Annotated in this window: 17 protein-coding genes and 1 pseudogene; 3 read left to right on the top strand and 15 right to left on the bottom strand. The window is 64.9% G+C overall.

The genetic code is table 11. The annotated features are described in order from the left end of the window. Positions 1 to 42: 42 nt before the first annotated feature. A complete protein-coding gene (locus C477_RS13740; RefSeq protein WP_008895107.1) occupies positions 43 to 975 on the bottom strand; it encodes a hypothetical protein in 933 nt (310 codons plus the stop codon). 155 nt (positions 976 to 1,130) lie between these two features. Between C477_RS13740 and C477_RS13735 the strand changes: the two genes are divergently transcribed. After that, positions 1,131 to 1,547 (top strand): hypothetical protein, encoded by a 417-nt coding sequence (locus C477_RS13735; RefSeq protein ID WP_008895106.1) that lies wholly within the window; start codon positions 1,131 to 1,133, stop codon positions 1,545 to 1,547. On the opposite strand, the gene C477_RS13730 is transcribed toward C477_RS13735, so the two are convergent. From C477_RS13730 to C477_RS13690, 9 genes are all read right to left on the bottom strand, one after another. Continuing rightward, positions 1,519 to 2,187: an HAD family hydrolase gene (locus C477_RS13730; RefSeq protein WP_008895105.1), complete on the bottom strand. Its 669-nt coding sequence runs from the start codon at positions 2,185 to 2,187 to the stop codon at positions 1,519 to 1,521. The two genes, C477_RS13735 and C477_RS13730, sit on opposite strands and share 29 nt — an antisense overlap. 649 nt (positions 2,188 to 2,836) lie before the next feature. Beyond that, complete coding sequence (locus tag C477_RS13725) at positions 2,837 to 5,278, bottom strand: PAS domain-containing sensor histidine kinase (protein ID WP_008895104.1); 2,442 nt, start codon at positions 5,276 to 5,278, stop codon at positions 2,837 to 2,839. A gap of 167 nt (positions 5,279 to 5,445) precedes the next feature. Next, positions 5,446 to 6,213, bottom strand: coding sequence for a hypothetical protein (locus tag C477_RS13720; protein WP_008895103.1), 768 nt, complete (start codon positions 6,211 to 6,213; stop codon positions 5,446 to 5,448). 31 nt (positions 6,214 to 6,244) lie between these two features. Next, a complete protein-coding gene (locus C477_RS13715; protein ID WP_008895102.1) occupies positions 6,245 to 6,469 on the bottom strand; it encodes a hypothetical protein in 225 nt (74 codons plus the stop codon). A gap of 377 nt (positions 6,470 to 6,846) precedes the next feature. Then, positions 6,847 to 7,374, bottom strand: a complete 528-nt coding sequence (locus tag C477_RS13710) for a YciE/YciF ferroxidase family protein (protein WP_008895101.1) — start codon at positions 7,372 to 7,374, stop codon at positions 6,847 to 6,849. Between the two features lie 195 nt (positions 7,375 to 7,569). After that, the gene (locus tag C477_RS13705; protein WP_008895100.1) at positions 7,570 to 8,127 is read right to left on the bottom strand and encodes an NAD(P)/FAD-dependent oxidoreductase; all 558 of its coding nucleotides are present in this window, start codon (positions 8,125 to 8,127) and stop codon (positions 7,570 to 7,572) included. Positions 8,128 to 8,207: 80 nt separating this feature from the next. After that, on the bottom strand, positions 8,208 to 9,623 hold the full coding sequence (locus C477_RS13700; RefSeq protein WP_008895099.1) for a uracil-xanthine permease family protein: 1,416 nt from the start codon (positions 9,621 to 9,623) through the stop codon (positions 8,208 to 8,210). 174 nt (positions 9,624 to 9,797) lie between these two features. Next, complete coding sequence (gene hpt / locus C477_RS13695) at positions 9,798 to 10,343, bottom strand: hypoxanthine/guanine phosphoribosyltransferase (protein WP_008895098.1); 546 nt, start codon at positions 10,341 to 10,343, stop codon at positions 9,798 to 9,800. Positions 10,344 to 10,416: 73 nt separating this feature from the next. Beyond that, positions 10,417 to 11,778, bottom strand: coding sequence for a sodium/calcium exchanger membrane region (locus C477_RS13690; RefSeq protein WP_008895097.1), 1,362 nt, complete (start codon positions 11,776 to 11,778; stop codon positions 10,417 to 10,419). A gap of 371 nt (positions 11,779 to 12,149) precedes the next feature. On the opposite strand from C477_RS13690, the gene C477_RS13685 reads away from it, so the two are divergent. Both C477_RS13685 and C477_RS13680 read left to right on the top strand, forming a co-directional pair. Beyond that, positions 12,150 to 13,724 carry an FAD-dependent oxidoreductase gene (locus C477_RS13685; protein ID WP_008895096.1) on the top strand — a complete coding sequence of 525 codons (1,575 nt, stop codon included), beginning with the start codon at positions 12,150 to 12,152 and terminating at the stop codon, positions 13,722 to 13,724. A gap of 196 nt (positions 13,725 to 13,920) precedes the next feature. Further along, the gene (locus C477_RS13680) at positions 13,921 to 15,348 is read left to right on the top strand and encodes a sodium-dependent transporter (protein WP_049914544.1); all 1,428 of its coding nucleotides are present in this window, start codon (positions 13,921 to 13,923) and stop codon (positions 15,346 to 15,348) included. 99 nt (positions 15,349 to 15,447) lie between these two features. Here the strand turns inward: C477_RS13680 and C477_RS13675 are convergent, their stop codons facing one another. From C477_RS13675 to C477_RS13655, 5 genes and pseudogenes are all read right to left on the bottom strand, one after another. Continuing rightward, on the bottom strand, positions 15,448 to 16,203 hold the full coding sequence (locus tag C477_RS13675; protein ID WP_008895094.1) for a hypothetical protein: 756 nt from the start codon (positions 16,201 to 16,203) through the stop codon (positions 15,448 to 15,450). Between the two features lie 139 nt (positions 16,204 to 16,342). Continuing rightward, a pseudogene (locus tag C477_RS13670) lies at positions 16,343 to 16,939 on the bottom strand (DJ-1/PfpI family protein). Between the two features lie 137 nt (positions 16,940 to 17,076). Next, the gene (locus C477_RS13665; RefSeq protein WP_008895092.1) at positions 17,077 to 17,481 is read right to left on the bottom strand and encodes a carboxymuconolactone decarboxylase family protein; all 405 of its coding nucleotides are present in this window, start codon (positions 17,479 to 17,481) and stop codon (positions 17,077 to 17,079) included. Positions 17,482 to 17,770: 289 nt separating this feature from the next. Further along, on the bottom strand, positions 17,771 to 18,943 hold the full coding sequence (gene dnaJ, locus C477_RS13660) for a molecular chaperone DnaJ (protein ID WP_008895091.1): 1,173 nt from the start codon (positions 18,941 to 18,943) through the stop codon (positions 17,771 to 17,773). Between the two features lie 416 nt (positions 18,944 to 19,359). Then, on the bottom strand, positions 19,360 to 20,355 hold a 996-nt coding region (locus C477_RS13655; protein WP_008895090.1), incomplete at its 5' end, for an Hsp70 family protein.

Genomic DNA, 20,355 nt, shown 5'->3' with positions numbered 1-20,355 from the left:
CCATCAGAGATGTGTATAAGAGACAGCCGTCGGACCGGGCGATTACCCCGCCGTCAGCGCCTCTTCGAGGCGCTCCTCGATCTCCTCGAGGTCGTCGGTGAGTGCCTCGCCCTCGGCGTCCGCGAGTTCGTCGATGCGGTTAGCCAGGCCCTGCAGCCGCGAGTACTTCTCGTCCTCGTCGACGCCGATCTTCTGGACGTAGACGTCCTCTTCGGCGTCGAACACCGCGTCCTCCTCGAGGTCGGTCACCGACAGCACGACGTCGAGTTTGTCCGGATCGACGCCGAGGACCCACTCGCGGGGGATCCCGCGCTCGTCGAGCGCGGCGAGCACGGTCTCGTCGTCCTTCGGACGGCGGCGCGTACGGGTCGTCCGCCGGACCGTCCCGAACCGGCCGCGGAGCTCCTGATCGGGGCCGAGTCTGTCGAGCAGTTCGTCCCGGGCCGTCGCGCGGACCCCGTCGGCGCCGCGCTGGACGTCCGAAGCGAGGACGTAGTAGTCGGTCAGGGCGTCGGTGTCGAGCGACTCAAGGGCGGCGTGGTCGTCGACGTCGAGGTACTCGACGAGGTGAGCCAGCAGCAGGGCGTCGTCGTGGAGACGCTCCGGCGGCGTCCGGGCGTCGGCCGCCGAGACGAGAAACGGACTCTCGCCGCCCGTCGCGTCCTCGTCGCTGACGATCGTGTCGTCCTCGACTGCGTACGAGTCGGAGAGCGTGAGGACCGCCGCGTAGGATTCGACGCCCGGCTGCAGGTCGTCGATGGCCATTCCCTGGTCCTCGAGCTGGTCGTCGAAGACGCCGAACTGCTCGCGCCAGAGCGGGCGTTCCTCGGTGCTGTCCGCGAAGCGGACGACGATTCGGTCCTCGGCGACGGTCTCGATTCGGAACGGCCGCTCGGACAGCGGCGTCAGGAGCTGCGCACCGGACTCGAGGGCCGTACACTGCGATCGAAGGTCGTTCCAGTCCGCGTCGTTCATAGCGATCGCTCCCACCCTCGAGCGCAAAAAGCGATGGCCGGAATCTGCGGCGACCACGAGCGTCGTCGCGGTCAACCCGCGGTCTCTCCGGTAGCGCGTCGTTCCCTGCCAGTTCGTGGAAAACTGTTACACACCTCCTCGGAGCACGGCCGGCCATGGACTGTCTCTTCTGTGACGCGGCGGTGCCGTTCACCCAGCACGAGATGGCGTACCACATCTTCGAACTCGCCGACGTCGACAATCGGTGGCGTCTCTGTCGGGACTGCGCGGCGTTCCGAACGGCGGGCGACGAGTACACGGGCGCCGGCCACCGGAGCACCGGCGGTCAGCACGGACCCGGGACCTGCGCCGACTGCGACGCGGACGCGGCGGACGGCGTCGCGCTGTTCAAGGAGACGCCCGCGGGCGAATCGTTCCCGACGACGGCGTCTATCACGCCCTCTGCGAGGAGCTCTTCGAGAAACGCCGGACGTGAAGAACACGCGCGACGGGGACCTCGGAACGGGCCCGCCCGCTCGAGATCGGGCCGAGGCGATCGTCAGGTTACTCGAGGACCGCTGGCAACTGGGTGAGCGAGGCCAGTCGGTAGGTGGGAGAGGCGTCGGTCGACTCCGCCGTCCCCGCCTCCATCTCGTCGTCCGCGCGGGCGACCAGCGCCGAGTCGATGTCCGCGTTGTGGGCCGCCTGCACGTCGACCGGTCGATCGCCGACGTACAGCGCCGACTCGGCCTCGAGGGAGTCCATGGCGCGTTCGATGTTGGTTGGATCGGGCTTGCGCCGGGAGAGGCCGTCGGGGGTGAGCGGACAGCCGTAGACGGTCTCGAACAGCGATCGAAGGCCAAAGCGGTCGAGCAGCCGCGAGACCACGGTCGGGTGGTTGTCGCTGACGACCCCCAGCGGCGCCTCGAGCGATCGCACGGCGACGACGTCGTCGTACATCGAACGCAGGCCGCGTTCGACGTCCGCGAGCTGGGTCCGGATCATTTCGCTGGCCGCCTGCGAACAGAAGGTGTCGGTGTCGACCTCGAGCTGTCGACAGCGGTCGGCGATCGATTCGAAGTCGCCGCTCAGTACCTCTTGAACCGTCTCCGCCGCGGGGTCGGAGCGACCGAGCTGCTCGTAGGTCCGCGCGAGCGCGTCGTACATGCGCCGTGGCGAGGGGTTCTCGACCACGACGCCGTCGAAGTCGAACAGAACGGCGTCGTACTGCATTCTTGCAGGCTGTTATGCAGTCGAGACCAAAAAGATATATGTGTGAAAGTTGCCCACGACAGATCGACACGCACCTCGACTCGCGAGGCTCCCGGACGAGACGGCGGCGAAAACGCGGCGAATCCGAGAGCGGGGCCGTTCCGACGCGAGCCTCGAGTCGTCCCCGCTCCCGGTGGACTGACCGGTGAAAAGGTTTCGTCGTTCGTTACATCTCGACGGGATCGCGGAAACGGGCCGCGCGGTAACGGGTCCGGAGCGACGGTGGACGCCCGTTGCAATACGTCACGAAGGTGCGCGGCCCGCCGTCGAGTACGGTGCGCCCATCGGCCGTCGGACTTGCTATCGCCCGACTGTACTCGTTCCTGAGACGGCCACGACTATAAACACCATGGGTGACATACTCATGCAACCTCGTGACGACGATGGGATCGCCGCGATCAGCGCTATCGTTGACGGCCGATACCGGTCGAGTGGCTTTCAGGACGGATTCTGCACGCTCCGCGGTCGCCATTCGACTGGTTCTCTCGATCCACTCGACAGTTCCTACACCTGCCGTCCAACGATTCCATTCCCGACGGAACCCGGTGAACGGCTCACACTGTCTATTACCCTTCCATAGACGATACAGAGGACCGAACCGAACGTGTGCCTAGCAGTTATTCTCTACTGCGGGGAGCGAGAACGAGAACGTCGTTCCATCGTCTGGTTCCGAATCAATCCATATTTCGCCTCCGTGACGCTCGACGATTCGATTGCACAGTGCAAGTCCGATCCCCGTTCCGTCGTGCTCCTCACGGGAGTGAAGGCGTTGGAAGATTTCGAAGATACGGTCTTGGTCGTCGGGGTCAATGCCGATTCCGTCGTCGCTGACCGATACGACCCACTTGTTACCGGCTCGTTCGGCCGAGATATGGACTCGGGGCGGCGCATCGCCGCTGTACTCGATGGCGTTCTCCAGTAGATTCTGAAAGACTTGACGGAGTTGGCTGGCGTCACCTTCAACCTCGGGTAAGTCCTCGCTCGTAATCTCCACATCGTGCTCCTCAATCCGGAACTGGAGATTATCTAAAACATCTTCCAGAACCGTCTCAAGGGTAATTGGTTCGAAGGGGTCTCCCTGAGTCTCGACTCGGGAATATTCGAGCAAGCCGTCGATCATCTCTCGCATTCTGGCCGCGCCATCCACAGCGAAGTTGATGTATTCACGACCGTCCTCGTCGAGTTCGTCGCCGTAACGCTGGTCGAGCAATTGGAGATAGCTGGATACCATCCGGAGTGGCTCTTGGAGATCGTGGGAAGCCGCGTAGGCGAACTGTTCGAGCCGCTCGTTTGACTCTCGCAACTTCTGCTCGAAGGTCTTCCGTTCGGTAATGTCCCGTGCGACGCCGATCATTCGCGTCGATCCGTCCTCGTCTTCGATAGGCCGACCCGGAGCTTCGATCCAGCGCTTTTCTCCGTTCCGATCAATACGAATTTCTTCCTCTTTTGGTTCACCTGTTTCGAGTGATTTCCTGATCTTTTCCTCGGTTTGTTCTCGGTCGTCAGGGTGGACGATTTCGATGAAATCGTCCCAGGTCTCGACAGCGGTTCCGTACAACGACTCCGCTGAGGGGTAGAAGGACGTCTGATTCTCGTCGACATTCCAGTCCCAAACGATCGAATCCGTGGCGTTGAGTGCGAATTCCATCCGATCCCGGATCTGTTGGAGCTCCCGTTCGCGTTCTTTCTGTTCAGTGATATCTTGGGCAGCGCCGCGGAGCGAAACGACCGCTCCGTCCTCAATATCGGGTTCACCGATGACTCGGAGCCACCGTACCTCGCCGGTAGGCGTCCGGTACCGGGTTTCGATGTCGAAGGATGTGCCGGATTGAACCGCCTCATCGATAGCACGCTCGACGTTCGGCCGATCATCATCGAGGTACACGTCCAACGCTTCATCCAATGGCGGCTCTTCGTCGGAGGGAATCTCCAGAATCTCGAAGAGATGATCCGTCCAGAAGACGTCGCGCGTATCCGGATCAATCTCCCAACCGCCGACGTCCGCAATGTGTTCCGCACGCTCGAGAAGATCGTACACTCGTTCGAGTTCCCGTTCGCGCTCTTTGCGCTGGGTTATATCTTCGAAGTACACGGAGAGGCCAGATTCGGAGGGATAAATCCGAACCATCGCCCAGATGCCGAGTGGCTCCGAGTAGCGTTCGAACCGCAGCGGTTCCTGCGTCGCTAAGGCCTCGTCAAACCGTTCGAAGATCGGGTCGGATTTATCAACACCAAGCGCTTTCCACGGTTTCTGGCCGATGAGTTTGCCGGCTGGCTCTCCGAAATGCTCTTCGGCGTGTTCGTTCACGTATTCGTACCGGAACTCATCGTCGAGCGCGTAGAAGGCGTCGTCAATTCGCTCGAAGACCTCATCGAGCTCCTGTTCGAGTTCGGTCCGCCGACGTTCGAGCTGGTCGGCTTGTTTTTCGAGCTGTTGCTCGTACTCACGCCGCTCGGTCATGTCTCGAGTGACTTTAGTGAATCCTCGAAGCTCTCCGTCGTCTCTGATGGCAGTGATCGTGACGTTCGCCCAGAAGCGCGAGCCGTCTTTCCGAATCCGCCAACCTTCGTCCTCGACGCGGCCTTCGGCCGCGGCCCGTTCGAGGTTCCGCTCGGGAACGTCAGTGGCGATATCGTCCTTCGTATAAAACGCCGAGAAGTGCTGACCGATGATTTCGCTGGCGGAATACCCCTTGATTCGCTTGGCCCCCTCGTTCCAACTAACGACCGTGCCCTCGGGATCGAGCATGAAGATGGCGTAATCCTTGACCTCTCTTACAAAGGCACTGAGCTGCTCACTGTCCGGATCGTGACGGTCCACCCCACCGCTCTCAGTGGACCACCACACCCGGGTGGAACCATCGATTCGTTTCGTTCGCAACTCTCCCTGTTCGGTGAGATCCTCCAGATAACCGCGTGCCGTCTGTGGTGTACAGTCCAGCTCCGAGGTGACTTCTTCAACCGATACCGGGGTCTCCGGCTGGTCTAATTGGGTAAAGAATCTCCGAACATCGTCGATAGTGATGCCGGATGGAGAGTCCGAGGTTTTCATTGTCCCTTACTTAAGGTGTGAACTAATAAGCCCTTGGCGGGGAGGACGTTTGCTCAGTATGGGGGACCACGAACCGTATCCGAAATTTTCCCCGAAGTCATCCAGACTCATCAAAAGCGAGTCATGTGGCTTGGAATCGGTGAGTAGAACGGTCCCCTTTTTCGGAGCTACTCCATCTCGACGGTCCAGTTACCGTCGGCCTCGACATCAACCCAGCCGACGCCGTCGTGACTGAACGTCGTTTCACCCTCGTACTCGCCAATCTCGTTGAACACGCCCTCACCGAACATGCCATCCTCAGGATAGACACGGACCTGGAAGTTCGACTCGCCGTCGTGCTCCCCGTAAGCAGTGTGCCGGCTGTTGAACGCAATCGGACCGACGACATCCGGCGTGTCCCCACTGAAGCTCTGCGGGAGATTGTCGGCTTCGGTCTCGGTTGCTCGCGGCTGGCGGACTTCGAGTCGCCAGCTTCCGTCCGCTTCGACGTCCATCGTCCGGGTTCCACCCTCGACGAGGTCAGCACTGGCGCCCTCGTAGTCACCGATCGCGTTGACGAAGCCGGTCCCGTACTCGTCGTCATCGCCCTCGTAGATTCGGACCTGAAAGTTCGACTCCCCAGTGTGCTCGGCGTCGACGACGGTTAGTCCGCCCTCAATCTCGACTTCTTCGACTGTCGCACCGCTCCCCTCGAAGGTCTGCGTCTCCGGTTGGGTAGCGGTCTCGTCGACTTCGTCGTCTCCATCGTTCTCGTCGGGTTCCGACTCGTTTTCAGTATCGTTTTCGTCACCATTCGTGCCGCCGTTCTCGTCACCGTTCTCGTTTCCATTGGCGTTGCCGTTCTCGTCACCGTTTTTGTCAGTGTCACCAGAACAGCCGGCCAGCGCGGTCGTGAGTGTCACACCGCTCGCAAGCAACAGTTTTCGGCGATTCATATCTCCCTGATTAGACGGTTTCGTGATAAGACTATTGAATGTATGTTTCGGTATCAGGTTCAGCGCCGATCTTCCGCGGCTCGAGGTCTGGTCGGATCCGCTCGAGGGAGGACCGGCCGGCGAGCAACTCGAGCACGATCCCGTCCGTTCCGTCGACGATTCCGAACGTTGTCCGCTCCTCGAGGTCGGCCACGGCCAGGTCGGTCCAGTCCTCGAGGTTCTGCTCGTCGAGGTCGCCAATCGTCGGATATCTCACTCTAAACAGGCCTCGAGCGCCCGAGACGACCTCGGACTGTTCGACCGTTCGGCAGTTCGGCGGTCTCCCGAAGCAGCGGACTGGGAGAGAACGGCGCCTGCGTCCCGCCGAAGGCGAGCGTCGACTGATCGTTCTCGGCGAGTCGGTCGCGGGCGTCGAACTCGAGCAATAGCCGGACGCTACCGGGGTCGGTTCGATAGGGAGACCGCGTGCTCGTCGAGGGAGCGAGCGAGGTACGGTACGAGCATCCCGCTGGAAAATGACAGATAGCGGCCGGAACACATCGCGTCGCCAACCCGGGGGCCGACCCAGCGCGCGGCCGCCGCTCCCGACGCCGGCGTCGGGAGGACCCCGTACCGCTTCGGATCACGATGTCCCTACGAGGGGGTCAGTCGGTCCCACAGGGACTTCATGTCCGAGGCCGTCTCCATCGCCGACAGTTCGCGGTAGGTCGACTCTTCCTCGTCGTGGTTGGATTTGAGGGGTTTCTTGATCTCGTTGTCGTACCCGATCTTGTTCGCCATCGTCGTGAGGCCCTCGTAGGACGTCATCTCGATGCGCTCGGTCATCATCGCGGCGTTCAGATAGGCCATGTCGAGCATGTCGTCGTCCTCGATGGCGTCTTCGAGGGTTGCCCGCTCCTGCTCGAGCGCGTCGAGGACGGGATTCTCCCGTCGCTCCGCCGGCCGGTCGAGAGCCGCAAAGACCTCCTCCAGGCGCTGGACGTGCGTCCGGGTCTCGTCGCGGTGGTCCGCGAAGCCCTCGCTCATCCGCTCGTTGCTCGCGTTGATCGCCATCTCGTCTAACGCCTCGACGAGTTCCTGCTCGGTGTAGTACATCTGGGCGAGTTTGTGGTGGAACAGTTCCTCGAGGTCGTCGATGCGGTCGACGTTAGTGGTCGCCATACGAACACCGGCAACGAGCACGCGCTTAGTCGTGGACCCCGAACACGCAGGCCACAAATTGGCTCATCTATCGCCCGAAAATGCCCCTCCCACGCACTCTAAATGGGAATTAGGGATCGAAGACGACCCGGCACACATCGCTCGAGGCGACTCGAGGAACGCGACACCGTCGAGAGTTCGATACGCCGTCCGAAATCACGCGACGTCGTCGGGAACGTCGAAGTCGTGGAAGTGCTCGCCCTTCTCCTTGCTCAGAATGTCCAGCGCCGCCGAGGCGCCGTCGCCCGCGGCGATGACGGCCTGCCACTCCTCGTCGCGGACCATCGCGCCCGTCGCGTAGAGGTCGTCGACGCTCGTCTCGGTGTCCAGATCGACGTCGACGGTGCCGTCGTCGGAAAAGTCCACCTCGAGGTCCTCGGCCATCGACCGGTCGGCGCCCGTCGCGAGGACGACGTAATCGGCGTCGTAAGCGTCGTCCTCTGTTTCGATGGTGAAGCCGTCGCCGCCGGGGTCGACGTCGGTCACCGCCTCGCCGACGCGGACGTCGGCGCCGCGGTCGCTGACCTGCCCGCGGGTCAGTTCCATGAACTCGTCACCGCTGATGCTCCGGATTCCGGGGTAGTTGAACAGGTGAGCCTTGTGCATCCAGGTCTCGTCGGTGTCGAAAACGACGGTCTCGAGGTCGTTCTTCGCGGTGAATAACGCTGCGCTCAGGCCGGCGGGACCGCCGCCGACGATTACGACGTCTGGCATGGACGGCGGTACCACGAACGACCGGAAAAGGATTATTTAGGCGTTAGAGACCGTCTCGGTCTCGAGAACGCCGGCGGTGCTCAGTCGTCGCTCGGTCCGGCGGCGGGGGTCTCCGAGTCCGCGCTCGCGTCGGTCGCCACGGGAGCGGCGTCGAACAGCGGGCTCGAGTCGCCGGGAACGAACGTGTTGAGCGCCAGCGCCGACAGCGCGGTCGCGATGACCGGCTGGCCGAAGAACAGTTCGGCGCGGCTCGGCAGTCCCGCGAGGGCCTCGGGCGTCGTCGCGATGCCGAGGCCGAGGCCGAGCGAAACGGCGACGATGACCGTGTTCCGGCGATCGAGTTCGACGTGCGTGACGATCAGTCGGAACCCGCTCGCGGCGACCATCCCGGCCATCAGTAGGACGGCGCCGCCGAAGACCGCGCTGGGGATCGTCGTAACGGCGGCGCCCACTTTGGGGCTCAGGCCGAGGACGGCGAGGAAGACACCGCCGATACCGACGACGTGGCGACTCATCACGCCGGTGAAGTTGACGATGCCGACGTTCTGGGAGAACGAGGTGATCGGGAACGCGCCGAAGATCGAGCCGATCGAACTCAACAGGCCGTCGTTGAACAGCCCGCCGCGGAACTCCTCGTCGGTCGGGTTCCGGCCTTCGGCGGCCGTGACGCCGGACATGTCGCCGACGGTCTCCATCGAGGAGACCAGAAAGAGGACGGCGAACGTGGCGATCGCGATCGGCTCGAACTCGAAGCCGAAGCGGGTCGGCGACGGCAGGGCGATCCACGCGGCCTCGCCGACGGGTCCGAAGTCGACGATCTCGAGGCCCGTCGCGAACGTGAGAGCGATGGCGGCCGCGTAGCCGACGACGATCGCGACGAGCACGGACAGCAGTCGCGTGACGCCGCGCGTGAACATGTTGAGACCGACGGCGATCGCCAGCACGAGCGCGGCCAGTCCGAGGTGTTGCAGGCCGCCGAAGGTGCCCGCCGCTTCGGCGGCGGTGCCGCCGGCGACGTAGTCCATCGCGACCGGGATCAGGTAGAGACCGATGATGACGACCACGAGGCCTGTCACCAGCGGCGGGAAGAAGGGTTTGATTCGCTTGAACTGCCAGCCGATCAGGCCCTCGACGACGAAGCCGGTGACGAGAATCGCGCCGAAGACGGCGGCCAGGCCGAAACTGGCGCCGATATCGATCGTCGCGCCGACGAAGGTGAAACTCGAGCCCATGACGATCGGCAGCCGAGCGCCGACCGGGCCGACGGTGTAGGCCTGTACCATCGTCGCCAGTCCGGAAAACAGCAGGACCATCTGGACGAGATAGGCCGCGTCGGCCTCGAGACCGACCCCGTTCGCGACGACGTACGCCACCGCCGTCGCCGGCACGATCATGACCGCGACGTGTTGCAAGCCCAGCAGGATCGATTTCGGTAACGGCGGTTTGTCGTCGACGCCGTATTCGATCTGAATGCCCCCGTCAGTTTCGTTCGACATGCTATACCCTCCCCGTAGCGAATCGATGTACAAAAATTCTCGTATATGCGCCCATCGAGCGGTCGGTCGAGGGCGACTATATGCACTATCGTGCACAGAAGTACGATAGCAGCGACGGGGAACCGCCGCTACTCGGTCCAGCGAAACGAACGACGGGAGCCGAACGAGCGCCGATCAGTGAACCGTGACTTCGCCGTCTTCGACGGTGATGTCGAGGAGACTCGTCGCCTCGAACGGCGTCTCGTCGAGCGCGGAGTCGCCGACCTTCCGCATCACGACCACGATGTCGACGATGTCGGCGCCAATGTCGTCCAGCGCGGTGCAGATGGCCGCCAGCGTCCCGCCGGTCGAGAGCATGTCGTCGACGATCAGAACGCGGTCGCCCGCCTCGACGTCGTTGATGTACATCTCCGACTCGGAGTAGCCGGTCTGCTGGTGGAGCGAGACCTCGCCCTCGAGGCCGTAGGGACGCTTGCGGATCACGACCAGCGGGATGTCGGTCTGTAAGGAGAGGGCGGTCGCGAGGTGGATTCCCATCGCCTCCGGGGCGACGATCTTGTCGACGTCCAGGTCGGCCGTCTGCATGACCTCGACGACGACCTCGCGCAACAGGTCGGGATCGAGCATCGGCACGCCGTTGCTGATCGGGTGGACGAGGTACTCGTAGCCGTCCTTGTCGATGATCGGGGCGTCGGAAAGCGACTCGATGAGCTTCTCCATACCGCCGATTGGGGGAATCGGTGCAAAAACGGATCGTTCTCCGGTTCGCCCCGCGGCGGTCGGCCCGCAGGGTTCAGTCGTCGGCCTGCTGCGGGCGCTCTTCGCCCCCGAACGCGCTGGTTATCGTCCCGATGCTCCGCTCGAGGAGCAGCCGGAACTCATCGCGTCGGCGGACGAACAGCACGAGGCCGAGGACGATGTAGACCGCGCTGTAGACGAGCAGCATCTCCTCGGTCGGAATCGGCAGCGCGACGAGCTCGCGAATCACGGCGAACTCGAGGAGGACCTGCGAGACGAACAACACGAGCAGCGTGAGCGCTTCCCAGGCCGTGACCTCGAAGTCGACCAGGAGGGCGAGCGCGAAGAACGATTGGGCGGCCGTGAGCCAGATCTCGGCCGACTGCTTCGAGTCGAACGCGAGCGGGCCGTACTGACCCAGCGCGATCGAGTAGACGACGACGAGCGTCCCGATGAGCAGCGTCCACTGGTTGAGCTTCGACGAGATGAGGGCGTTGAAGCCGGCCGTCGACCGCGCCTTGTTGACCAGGTAGGCGACCACGATGAGTTCCGGCGACTCCGAGGCCAGCGGCGCGATCCACTGGATCATAAAGAACGGCGGAATGCCGGCTTCGGTCCCGAGGTCCTCCAGGCCGTGGGCGAACGGTTCGACGGCGACGAAGATGACGAACGCGGAGTAGGCGAACAGCAGGACGATGCTGGCGATTCGTGCGGGTCTGGGAAGCCGCTGGAGCGCGGCCGGCACGCCGGTGTGGACGTCTTCCGGTTCGACGTCGCCGCGGATCACGATCGCGATGTACGCGACGTAGATGCCGACCAGAACCAGCATGTCGAAGATATCGATGCCGCCGTTTAACGGCACCAGAAACGCCCAGAGCGTCGCCAAGAGGAGGAAGACGATCTCGAGGCTGATGTCGGGATCGATCGAGACCGCGTCCCGCAGGAATCCGTCTCGATTGATGACGGCGGGATCGACGTTCGCCTTGCGACGGAACACGGTAAACAGCGCGATACCGGACCACCCCAGTCCGATGAGGATGCGGTTAGCGCCGGTCATGTTCGCGACGGCGAGGTTCCCAGCCTCGACGCCGCGTTCGGTCCCCGCAAATTGGCCCGCGTTCCAGGCGTAGAGAGCGTCGACCGCGTACTCCGGGGCGACCGCCAGCACCGCGAGGATCGCGATCGCGAACGCCCTGGGGACGTCCTTCTCGGCGGTTTCTGCCGCCCACGCGAGCAGGAACGCGGCCCCGAGAATCGAGACGCCGCTGACCGCGACGGTCGCGAGCGTCGGCGGGTGCGCGAACAGCGCCGGATCGTATCCGACCGCGGGGAGACCGACGGTGAGCACCCAGACGGCGACCCACGGCGCCGTCAGACCGACGGCCGCCGCGATCGTCCCCAGCAGTCGCCTCTTCACGGCGAACGCCCCCGAGTGTTCGACCGTTCCAGCGGCCAGTTCCGACCGGCGATCGGTCCGAGACCGGCCCCGTCTCGACCGCAGTTCGCCGGCTGCTCTATCGAGCCGGCGCCGAGCGACCCGCTAGCGCTCCGCCGTCGATGTCGGCCGCGTCGGCCGTGCCGCCTCGTCTCGCACATAGATGCACTACTATCGAAGGAACGAGTAAAACCTGCCGCCTGCTCCTCCCGCTCGAGCAATCCGTCTACTCAGAGACCGCTCGACGGCGGCAGCTGCCGCGTCTCCACCGCCCCCGCCCGCGAGGCGGGCGTGCGTTATCACCCCACACCCCTTTTGTCCCGAGTGTCGATAGCACGAGCCGTTGATACCCCATGTCGAACGATTTCGACCCCGAATCCGCGTCCCCGCGCCCGGAATCGCTGTGGCTGGCCACGACGCCGACCACCGACTACGACCCGCTCGAGGGCGACCTCGAGGTGGACGTCGCCGTCGTCGGCGGCGGTATCACTGGGCTGACCGCCGCGATCGAGTTACAGGAGGCCGGAAAGACGGTCGCGGTCCTCGAGTCGGACCGCATCGTCGAGAGCACGACCGGCCACACGACGGCCAAACTGACCTCCCAGCACGGGCTGATCTACGATACGCTCGTCTCCAAATTCGGGCGGAAGCGGGCCGGACAGTACGCTCGGGCGAACGAGGCGGCGATCGACGCCGTCGAACGGCGCGTCGAAGAACACGATATCGACTGCGACTTTCGGCGGACGCCGGCCTACACGTACGCGGCGTCGTCTGACGACGTCTCGACGGTCAGCGAGGAAGTGGAGGCGGCCCAGCAGCTCGGGCTCCCGGCCGAGTACGTCGAAGAGACGCCGCTTCCGTTCGAGACCAACGGGGCGGTTCGGTTCGACGAGCAGGCGGAGTTCCACCCGCGGAAGTACCTGCTCGCGATCGCCGAACAGATCCACGAGGACGACGGGGACAGCGCCGTCTTCGAGGAGACCCGCGCGGTCGATATCGATCCCGGCGAGCCCTGTCGCGTCGAGACCGAACGCGGCGCGGTCGTCGCCGACGACGTGGTCGTCGCCACGCACTTCCCCGTGTTCGATCGGGCCGGCTACTTCTCGCGGATGCACCCCCACCGGGCCTACCTGCTTGCGGTCCGCGTCGACGAGGAGCCGCCCGAGGGGATGTACTACAACACGGCCTCGCCGCCGGCCACGATTCGAACGCAGCCGGCCGAACCGGCGGACGACACCGACGAACCCGAAGAACTCGTCCTCGTCGGCGGCCAGAGCCACAAGCCGAGCGTCAGCGGGCCGCCGACTTCCGAGCGGTATCGCCGCTGCGAGCGGTTCGCCCGCGAGCACTTCAGCGTCGAATCGATCGAGTACCGGTGGTCGACGATGGACTACTCGCCGGTCGACAAGGTTCCGTTCATCGGACAGATCGATCCGCTGGCCGAGCACGTCTACGTCGGCACCGGGTTCAAGGGATGGGGGATGTCCGGCGGCACCGCCGCGGGGATGATCCTCGCCGACCTGATCGTCGACGGCGCGAACCCCTGGGCCGACGTGTTCGACCCCCAGCGGTTCACCCCAAAGGCGTCGGCCAAGAGCTTCCTCGAGGAGAACGCGAAAGTCGGCGGCAGTTTCGTCGGCGACCGCATCAAGTCCTTCCTCGCCTCACTGGGCGCCGACGGGGATGATATTCCCGACCAGGGCGAGGGCGGAATCGTCCGCCGGACCGGCCGCCCGATGGGCGTCTACCGCGACGAGGAGGGCTCGGTCCACGCGGTCTCCGCGGTCTGTCCGCACATGGGCTGTCTCGTCCGGTGGAACGACGCCGAGCGGACGTGGGACTGCCCCTGTCACGGCTCGCGGTTCACCCACGAGGGGGACGTGCTCTCCGGGCCCGCGCTCGAGGGACTGCCGTATCGGAAGCTGTGAATTCCGCGGCCTCCTGGCCGTGGGGATGTCAATCCCGAACCCGTCTCTGAACACCACCCGCTAGTCAGGTGCAACTGTTGAAATAGCCGCCGTGAGGCCGTCACAGCGCGCACTTGAATCTCGATAAACTGGTGTGATTATTCACACTACGTCAACGATAATCCTTATGCGCGCCGAGTTGGTTCGCTGAGACAGCATGGCACGTGAGACTTGGGCGAGTCGCGCCGGATTCATTCTGGCCGCGGTCGGAAGCGCAATCGGCTTGGGGAACATCTGGCGGTTCCCGTGGATGACCGCGGAAAACGGCGGGAGCGCCTTTCTGCTATTGTATCTGCTTATCGTCCTCGTCGTCGGGGTGCCGGGATTGCTGGCCGCGTTCGTGATCGGTCGGCGGGCGAATCGGAACCCGGTCGGAGCGTTCAAATCGCTCGCCGGATCGCGGTTCTGGACGGCGCTTGGCGTGCTCTGCGTCGTCACCTCGATCATGCTGATGTCGTTCTACAGCGTCGTCGGCGGGTGGATCCTTCGGTACTTCCTCGAGAGCGCGACGGGCGCCTACTTCGCGGATCCCGGTGCCCACTTCGAGGCGATCAGCTACGGTGCCGAAGCGTTCGGCTACCAACTCGCTGTCCTCGCGGCCACGTCGCTGATCGTCGCCGCGGGGATCAGACGTGGCATCGAGGCGACGACGAAAGTGATGATGCCCGGTGTCGTCGTGTTGCTCATCGGACTCGCGGTCTGGGCGGCCCAACAGCCCGGCGCTGCACAGGGTTACGAGTTCTACCTCGAGTTCGACGGCGCCTACCTCGCGGAGAACTTCCTCTCGGTGCTGGGGTCGGCCGCCGGCCAGGCGCTCTTTACCCTCTCGATCGGCAGCGGAACGATGATCACCTACGCCTCCTACGTCGACGACGACCGCTCGCTGCCCCTCGACGCCTCGGCCATCGCCGTGTTCAACCTCGGTATCGGTATTCTGGCCGGACTCGTGGTCTTCCCGCTACTGTTCTCGTTCGCGCCGGGACCGACCGAAGGCGGCCCCGGCGCCCTGTTCGTCGGGATCGCCGGCGCGTTCGCGAACCTGCCCGGCGGACGACTCCTCGGCGCGGTCTTCTTCCTCGTCGTGCTCCTCGCCGCCCTCACGAGTCTGATCAGCATGCTCGAGATCCCGGTCTCGTTTCTGGTCGACGAGCTCGATCTCGAGCGGGCGACGGCGACCTGGGGGCTGTTCGGACTGGTCGCACTCACCGGCGGCGTGAACGCGTTCAGCCCCGCGGTGTTTACGCTGTTCGCGGACCAACTCGTCGATCTCCTCCTGGTGCTCGGCCTGACCGGGTTCATGGTGTACACGGCCTGGGTGCTCGGCCCGGCCGCGATTGAGGAGTACCTCGAAGGCGCGGGGCCGCTCTCGCGCCCGCTGGTGATCCCGTGGCGGTACGCCATCGGGACCGTCTTCCCGGCGTTCCTCCTCTTTACGTTCTACGCCGACGTCGCGGCCGTGATCGGCCTCTCGACGGGAACGGGGCCGTTGTTGGTGGCGACGCTGCTGACGGTGGTCCCGCTCGTCCTCGTGGCCCGCCGTTCCGTCTCCGAAAACCGACCGCAACCGAGCGAGAGCGCGGACTGATGAGCCGTCGATAACGTCGGTCCCCTGGACCTTCATTCGTGTGCGGTCCTTTTGCGCAGCGCGATCAACCACGCTCTACTCGACGAAACAGAGTCAGAGTCAGAGCCCGATGTCGTCGAGGTCGATCCGCGTCGGTTCGGGCACAGCCCCGTCGTCACTCGAGTCCGAGACCGCGTACGCGCCGCGCTCGGCCGCCGTCTCGTCGGTATCGCCGGTGAGGACGATGGCCCCGTCGGCCAGCAGCGGCGCGAGAACGCCCGCCGCGACGGTTCGGGGATCGGAAAGCGGGGCCCGGACAACTACGTGGTCGCCCGCCTCGAGACCGTAGTCGTCGACGACTTCGCGAGCGGCCGCGAGGACGTCGGCGTGACTCACCGTTCGGTCGCCGTCGGTCAGCAGCGCGGTCTCGGGATCGATATCCAGTGGCGGGAACGCGGGGTTCTCGCTCCAGACGCCGGCGTCGAAGTGGTGGACGTCGGGCTCGTCGGGTTTCGCGCCGTAGCCGACGCGCTGGGCGCCCGGCGGGAGGTCGTAGACGTCGGACTCGAGGTCCCGAACCGGCGCCACGAGCGCCCGGAAGTCCTCGGCGTCGGCGAGGTCCGCGGGCGGATCGAACCGCGTCGTTCCCTCGAGCAGCGTCGTCCCGAAAAAAGCGAGCAGCGGGAGCGGGGCCTCCCCGACGACGCCGACGGTGACGCCCTCGCGAACGCCCGCGTGTCGCAGGAAGTTCCCGGCCTTCCACGCGGTCGTACACAGCCAGTGGTGGTCGAACTCCCGGCCCGTGGCATCGACCAGCGACGTGTGGTCGTCCCGGAGCTCGCGCGTCAGCAGGTCGTCGACTGTCGCGGCGGTCATACTACTCCCTCGCGAGGCGGTCGAAAAAAGCGCGCCGACTCGAGTCGGCGCGCGACCGTCACCGACCGTCGGACGACGGGTCCGTCGCTCGAGCGCGCCGAGCCGTCGCCCGGCTGCGCTCGCGAGTACGAGGACGTCGTCAGTCGTCTGCAGCGGCCGGCGCGGCGTCCGCGTGATCGATCTCGGTGCCGAGCACGTCGAGGAATTCCGCGAGCCACTCGGGGTGGTCGGGCTAGGCCTGTCCCGTCACGAGGTTGTCGTCGCGCGTGACGCCGTCTTCCCACTCGCCGCCGGCGATCGCCACGTCGGCCTCGAGCGCCGGATAGCCGGTGCAGGTCCGTCCCTCGAGGACGTCCGCGGCGGCGAGGAGCTGGACGCCGTGACAGAGCGACGCGACGGGTTTCTCCGCCTCGAAGAAGTGCCGGACAATCTCGATGATCTCGTCGTAGGTCCGGAGGTACTCGGGCGCGCGGCCGCCCGGGACGACCAGCGCGTCGTACTCGGCCGGATCGACGGCGTCGAAGTCGTGGTTCAGTTCGAAGTTGTGGCCCGGCTTCTCGGTGTAGGTCTGGTCGCCCTCGAAGTCGTGGATCGCCGTCGGACAGGCGTCGCCGCTCTCCTTCTCGGGACAGACGGCGTGGACCTCGTGGCCGACCATCTGGAGCGCCTGGAACGGAACCATTACCTCGTAGTCTTCGACGAAGTCGCCAGCGAGGAGCAGGATCTGTTGTGACATGGGTATCCCCACGTGTTCGTTCGGCGACAGTCGGCATAGCTGTGTCGGGTGTTCCCGTGACACGTACGGGCGGCGACGCTCGAGTCGACCGTATCGATGGCGTTCCAAAGAAAGACCGCGACCGGTGTCCCGGTCATTCAGTCGTCGCTCGGCGCCGCGGCCTGCTGATCCCTGACGTGGTCGACGATCTCCTCGGTCTCGGAGACGAACGTCTCGTAGTCGATCTCCGCACCGTGGAGTACCGTCGAGAAGTATCGCACGCCGCTGGCGACGCCGATCGCTTCGGACAGTTCCTCGTCGGTCACCTCCTCGAGTTTCGCCTCCTCCCTGTGGAAGTGCACGCAGTACGGACACTGCATCGCCGACGCCGCGCCGAGGGCGACCAGCGCCTTTTCCCGCCCTTCGAGCTCGGTCTCCTCGAGCTCGAGGTCGCGGACGATCCCCCAGCTGTGGTCGGCGGCCGGCTCCGGGAGCGCGTCGATCCAGCTCGGAACGCGTCCGAGGTACTCTTCGATCTCCGCTCGCGTTTCGGTTGTCACCATTGTCTCCCTCCTATGGATCTCCCGCGTCGTCTCGAACCGCCCCGACGCTGCAGTCCGATACCGGGGACACCCGTCTATACTACGCGCCGCGAGATGATGAACCCAACACACAAGTATCCGATAGCAGGAGTTAGAGAGTTACGACGAGTCGTGCTGACGAGAAAACCGGTCTCGGCGACGACGCGTTCGGTGATGGATCGACGGGATCGAACCGGGTTCGCCGACGGGTCGGAACGACGCCGTCGCGACGGCGATTCGGAGCGAGGAACTGTCCGTGCGTCGCGTCCGCCTAGAACGCTCGCTTGATCTTCTCGAAGAAGCCTTCGTTGACCTCGATCTCGTCGCCGCCGGCCTCGGCGAACGCCTCGAGGGCCTCGCGCTGTTCCTCGTTTAAGCTCTCGGGGGTAACGACCTGCACCTGCACGTGGAGGTCGCCGTGCCCGCGGCCGCGCAGGCGGGGCATCCCCTCCCCCTCGAGGCGGAATGTCTCGCCGCTCTGGGTTCCCTTCGGGATGTCGAGTTCGACGGCGCCGTCCAGCGTCGGGATTTCGACGGTGTCGCCGAAGGTGGCCTGCGGAAATGAGATGGGGAGCCGGTACTGGAGGTCGTCGCCCTCGCGCTCGAACTCCTCGTGGTCCCGAACCGAGACGTCGATCAGGAGGTCGCCGTGCCGACCGCCTTCGGGACTCGGCGCGCCCTCACGCTCCATCCGGAGCGTCTGGCCCTCCTGGATGCCCGCCGGGACCTCGACGGTCAGCGTGGCCTCGTTGCGGACGTAGCCCTCGCCGCGACACTCGTCACAGCTCTCGGAGTACAGCGTCCCGTCGCCCTCACAGCGCGGACAGGTAGTCGTCTGTTGGACCCGTCCCAGCGGCGTCTGCTGGACCTGCGTCACCTGACCGCGGCCCTGGCACTCCGGACAGGTCTCGGAGTCCGCCTCCGGCGGGTGGCCCTCGCCCTCGCAGACGTCGCACTCCTCGGGCCGCTCGACGGTAAACTGCTTCTGGGCGCCCTCGTAGGCCTCCTCTAAGTCGATCTCGAGTTCGGTTCGCAGGTCCCGGCCCTTGCGCGGTCGGCGGCGACCGCGCCCGCCGCCACCGCCGCCGAAGACCTGCTCGAAGATGTCACCGAGACCGCCGCCGCCCATGCCGCCACCGCCGCCCATGCCGCCGAACGGGCCACCGCCCATTCCGCCGGCCCCGGCGCCGCCCTCGCTGGCGTCGAAGCCGTGCTTTTCGGCCTGTTCGTAGCGGTCGTGGCCCATGCGGTCGTAGGCCTGGCGCTTCTCCTCGTCGGTGAGGACCTGCTTCGCCTTCTGGATCTTCTTGAACTTCTCCTCGGCGTCGGGGTCGTCGCTCACGTCCGGATGATACTCGGTGGCCTTCTGCCGGTAGGCCTGTTTGATCTCCTCGGCGGACGCGTCGGAGTCCACACCGAGTACGTCGTAGAAGTCCTCGCTCATTCGTTGTACACCGATTGTCGATTGAGACACTTGAAACGAACGTTCCGAACTTTTTCCGCCTCGGGTTCGCCTGCGGCGAACCGCTCGGCGCAAAAACTTCGATGAAAAAGGCCGCTCGCTCCCGCTGGTCGCTCGCGGGTGCAGCGCTTGTAGCTCGACCGCTAGTATAGTCTCTACGGAAGATGAAGACTCGTCCTTCTAGCCGTCGACGTCGTCAGACTACGTCTGACGGGCTGAAGACGACGACTTACTCGTCGTCCTCGTCTACTTCGAAAAGTTCGCTTCGCTCACTTTTCGAAACTACGGAAGGCTCACTGCCGTTCGCCTTCCGAGCCGACGACTCGGACTCGTTCTTTCAGTCCTCGTCCTCGTCGTCGACGTCGTCAGACTACGTCTGACGGGCTGACGAAAACGACTCAGTCTTCGTCGTTTTCGTCAACGTCTTCGAAGTCGGCGTCAACGAACTCCTCGTCCTCGCCGCCGGCCGCACCGGCGTCGGGACCGGGGTTCGGACCGCCGCCCATGCCGCCGGGGCCGGCGCCCGCTGCGCCGCCCGCGGCGCCACCGGCCGCACCAGCGCCGCCAGCGCCCGCGGCGCCGGCCTCCTGGTAGATCTGCTTGCCGATCTCTTGGAGTTCCTTGCTCAGGTCCTCGGTCGCGGCCTCGATGTCCTCGGCGTCGGCGTCGCCGTCGTCGATCGTCTCCTCTAAGTCCTCGATCGCGGCCTCGATGTCGGCGCGGAGATCGTCGTCGACCTCCTCGGCGTTCTCCTCGAGGAGGGTCTCGGCGCGCTGGATCGTCGCCTCGGCGGTGTTACGAGCCTCGATGCGCTCGCGCTTTTGCTTGTCCTCCTCGGCGTGTTTCTCGGCCTCTTCCTGCATCTTCTCGATCTCGGAGTCGGAGAGCCCGGCGCCGCCCTCGATGGTGATCTCCTCGCTCTCGCCGGAGCCCTTGTCCTCGGCGGAGACGTTGACGATCCCGTTCTCGTCGATGGAGAACGTGACCTCGATCTGGGGCGTTCCGGCGGGGGCCGGCGGGATGCCGGTCAGGTGGAACTCGCCGAGCAGTTCGTTCTTCTCGGCCAGTTCGCGCTCACCCTGGAAGACCCGGACCTGCACGGAGGTCTGGTTGTCCGCCGCGGTGGTGAAGATCTTCGACTCCTCGGTCGGAATCGTCGTGTTCTTCTCGATGAGCCGTTCGAAGAGACCGCCCTTGACCTCGATACCGAGCGAGAGGGGCGTGACGTCGAGCAGGACGATGTCGTCGACCTCGCCGCCCAGCACGCCGCCCTGAATCGCCGCGCCCAGCGCGACGGCCTCGTCGGGGTTGACGTTCTTCTGGGGCTCCTTGCCCGTCAGTTCCTCGACCTTCTCCTCGACCTGGGGCATTCGCGTGGAACCGCCGACGAGGAG

It is taken from the genome of Haloterrigena salina JCM 13891, from assembly GCF_000337495.1.
In the GTDB taxonomy this organism is placed as follows: domain Archaea; phylum Halobacteriota; class Halobacteria; order Halobacteriales; family Natrialbaceae; genus Haloterrigena; species Haloterrigena salina.
Note: the sequence above shows the minus strand (reverse complement) of the source record. Positions and strands in the feature narration are given on the sequence as shown.